Source organism: Planococcus sp. CAU13, from assembly GCF_000775575.1.
Taxonomy (GTDB): domain Bacteria; phylum Bacillota; class Bacilli; order Bacillales_A; family Planococcaceae; genus Planococcus.
In genome coordinates, this window is the sequence record NZ_JRGN01000092.1 from 1 (window position 1) to 3,552 (window position 3,552).

At 49.1% G+C, this 3,552-nt stretch carries 4 protein-coding genes; 2 read left to right on the forward strand and 2 right to left on the reverse strand.

The window, feature by feature from the left end; all coding sequences use genetic code 11:
• Both KW93_RS04045 and KW93_RS04050 read right to left on the reverse strand, forming a co-directional pair.
• Positions 1–570, reverse strand: a 570-nt coding sequence (locus tag KW93_RS04045; RefSeq protein WP_033541691.1) for an ATP-binding cassette domain-containing protein, incomplete at its 3' end; no start/stop codon positions are given.
• Between the two features lie 66 nt (positions 571–636).
• Complete coding sequence (locus KW93_RS04050) at positions 637–819, reverse strand: SE1832 family protein (RefSeq protein ID WP_033541692.1); 183 nt, start codon at positions 817–819, stop codon at positions 637–639.
• 159 nt (positions 820–978) lie between these two features.
• On the opposite strand from KW93_RS04050, the gene KW93_RS04055 reads away from it, so the two are divergent.
• Positions 979–2,805 (forward strand): cation:proton antiporter, encoded by a 1,827-nt coding sequence (locus KW93_RS04055; protein ID WP_033541693.1) that lies wholly within the window; start codon positions 979–981, stop codon positions 2,803–2,805.
• 166 nt (positions 2,806–2,971) lie between these two features.
• Complete coding sequence (locus KW93_RS04060; protein ID WP_033541694.1) at positions 2,972–3,535, forward strand: NADPH-dependent FMN reductase; 564 nt, start codon at positions 2,972–2,974, stop codon at positions 3,533–3,535.
• Positions 3,536–3,552 lie beyond the last annotated feature (17 nt).

A 3,552-nucleotide genomic window follows, 5' to 3' on the forward strand; every position in this document is an offset into this window, starting at 1 on the left:
GTTTGTCGGCTCATCCAGAAGCAAGACTTTTGGTTTCTCGAGCAGAAGCTTCGCCAAGAGCAGTTTTGTCCGCTGTCCGCCGGATAACGCTTCAACCGGACGTTCCAGTCCGATTGCATCCAGGCCAAGCCCGCGTGCAATCTCCTCAATTTTCACATCAAGTGTATAGAAATCACCGGCATCAAGCGCGTCCTGCGCTTCTGCCATATCTTCCATCAGCGCTTCAAGATCCGCATCCGGGTCGCCCATTTTCATAGCGATTTCATTTAATTCTTCTTCTTTTTTATACAGCGGGAGGAAAGCATCCTGCAGCGTTTCACGGATTGTGCGTCCCGGTGTCAGCTGCGTATGTTGATCCAGGTAGCCGTAATGCGTTTTTGGCTGCCATTCCACACGGCCGGCATCGTGGATCAGTTTGCCCGTCAAAATATTCATCATCGTCGACTTGCCGACACCGTTTGCGCCTACAAGTCCCACATGTTCGCCTTCAACCAAGCGGAACGACACATCGCTGAACAATGTGCGGTCGCCGAACGTATGGCTTAAATTTTCTACTGTCAATAAACTCATTTATTAATTCCTCCATTTATAGCTGAAAAGTCGTCATCCCATAAAACACTCAAAAAAAAACCGCGGCTACAAATCCGCGAGTTTTTGGTTTAATTCCGCTAATTGCTGTTCCATCCGTTCGAGGCGCTGTTCCGCTTTCTCCACCATTTTGGCGTGTCCGGTCGTCTCCAGTTTCTCGATGTCGCCCTGATGGCGCACATAATCCATTTTCAGTTCTGAAATCTGATATTCAATTTCCTGCCTGTTCACATAATCACCCGCATTTTTCCTTCATTATAGCATAAATCCGTGAGATTAAAATCATTTCGCCTGACATACTGCTTTTAATTGAGGGAATAAACCCCGTATAATGTCTTGGAAATATCCAAAAGGAGGCGAAGGCTAATCGATACATTGTTATTCGATCTCATGTTAATCATTTTTCTCGGCGTGATTTCCCAGTGGTTGGCCTGGCGCTTCCGCTTGCCGGCGATTGTGCTCATGTCGATTGCCGGGTTGATTGTCGGACCTTTTCTCGGAATCATCGAACCGGAAGAAAGTTTTGGGGAGTTGTTCAAGCCTTTCATTTCACTGGCTGTAGCCATAATTTTATTTGAGGGAAGCCTGAATTTAAACTTCAGGGAAATCCGGGGATTCAATAAACCGGTCCTGCGGATTGTGACGCTCGGCGCTTTTATCGCATGGATCTGCGGATCACTCGCCGCGCATTATATAGCCGGCTTGTCATGGGCCGTGGCATTTGTAATCGGCGGCCTGTTCATTGTAACGGGGCCGACGGTGATTCTTCCTTTACTGCGGCAGGCAAAATTAAAACCGCGTCCAGCTGCGATTTTGAAATGGGAAGGCATTGTCGTTGACCCATTCGGTGCTCTGCTTGCCTTGTTCGCATTTCAATTTGTGCTGTTTGCGGTCGGCGATGTCACCGCCGGCGCTTTTGGAATGTTTTTCCTGGCGTCACTCTTTGCCGTTGCACTCGGGGCTGGCGTGGGCTGGCTGCTTGGAAGGATGATTGAAAAAGGCCAGGTGCCGGAATTCCTGAAGGCGCCGCTCGTGTTCGGTGTAGTGCTGCTGACATTCGTTCTGTCGGATATCGTCATGCATGAAACAGGGCTGCTTGCTGTGACCGCAATGGGTATGGTAATGGCCAATATGCATATCGCTTCGATTAACGATATGCGGCACTTCAAGGAGAATATCTCGGTTTTGCTGATATCCAGTATTTTCGTGATGCTGACCGCTTCACTCAGCTTGGATGTGCTGATTGAAATTTTCAATTGGCGCATTATCGCTTTCGTGCTTGCGACATTGTTCCTGGTGCGTCCGCTGTCCATCTGGCTGTCGACTATCGGAACAGATCTGTCGCTGCAGGAAAGGACGCTCATCGGCTGGATTGCACCGCGGGGGATTGTGGCGCTTACGGTCTCCGGTTATTTTGCGGGGGTTCTGCTGGACGCAGGTTTTCAGGACGCCGAGTTGTTGACGGCGCTGACGTTTGCGCTCGTCTTCTCAACAGTCGTCGCCCATGGCTTCACAATTGGATGGCTCGGCCGCAAGCTGGGACTGTCATCAGGTGATCAGCCGGGCATTCTGATCGTCGGAACAGGAGGCTTTGTCCTGAAATTTGCTGAAGCCCTTGCTGAAAACAATAAAAACGTATTGATCATGGATCCCTCATGGGGGAGGCTGCAGGCTGCGCGTCTCGCAGGTTTAAATACGTTCACGGGTGAGATTCTGTCTGAACACACCCAATATGAATTGGAGCTGACATCCTATGATACGATGATCATGGCGAGTGAACTGGATTCCTATAATGCGCTGGTCATCAATAATTTCGTTCCCGATTTCGGCCGTGAAAATATGTATAAAACGTCTATTCACCAGGGAAATCCGGATGATTTGAATGCCACGCTGAAAGGCCGGACACTCTTCGGCAATGAATGGAATATCCACGAACTGAACCGGAAAGCGGAAGAAGGGTACACCATCCGCAAAACGCAATTGACGGAGCAGTACACGTTTGAGGACTACAAACAGAAATGGAGTGCTGACACGATCCTGTTGTTTATTGAACGGGAACAGGGGCGAATTGATTTCTTTACCAGCGGAAGCTTCCAGGAGCCGAAAACCGGCGACACCATTGTCAGCTTTACGTCGCCCGTCCGCCAAACCGACCGGACCCAGGAACGCCTGGAAAATAAGCGCGCAAAAAACGGTGCTTCTCCGCCTAAAGAATGAAATCTTGATTTCATAAGGTTTTTCGATACATCTCCGGATACACGGTTTGTTATGATGGAATAAAGCCGAGTCCGGCGGTTGTAATTTAATTGCGGACCGGAATAGAAAATCATTTAGAGGCAGCAATATTTGCCCAGTATATACGGACTTGAGGAGGAACAGCTTTATGAAGGTTTTATTGGTGGACGGCACGATTGTGGGAAGAAAAACAGGCGCAATCCTGGAGCAGGTGAAAATGTACATCCAGGATTTTCAGCCGGACATGGAATTGGTGATTTTAAGCCTGGCTGATTATGAACACCAATTTGTTGATGGTCGACCGCTTGGTGAGTACAACGACAGCATGCAGGAAATTGCACGCCGTTTCAAAGACGCCGACGGCTATATCATCGCGACGCCGATTTTCCAGGGGTCCATTCCGGGTGTGCTGAAAAATACATTCGATTTGCTTCATCCGCATACAATGCGCTATAAACCGGTTTCAATCGTGGCAAACGGCGGAACGTACCAGCATCACCTGGTCATCGAAAATCAGCTGAAGCCGATTCTCGATTATTTCCGCTCGCTTGTGACGCCGAACTACGTCTACACACACTCGAGCCATTTTGATGCGGACAATAACATCACAAGCGAAGATGTCCACGACCGCCTTCGCGAGCTGGCCCGCGTTTTCGTCCAGTACGCCGAAATGAGCAAGCATTTGTCGAAAGAAACACTGGATGAACATTAAGATAAGAAAAGCGACAG

Coding starts and splice junctions, on each gene's coding strand:
- KW93_RS04055 (WP_033541693.1), top strand. CDS start 979: ATGTTAATCATTTTTCTCGGCGTGATTTCCCAGTGGTTGGCCTGGCGC.
- KW93_RS04060 (WP_033541694.1), top strand. CDS start 2,972: ATGAAGGTTTTATTGGTGGACGGCACGATTGTGGGAAGAAAAACAGGC.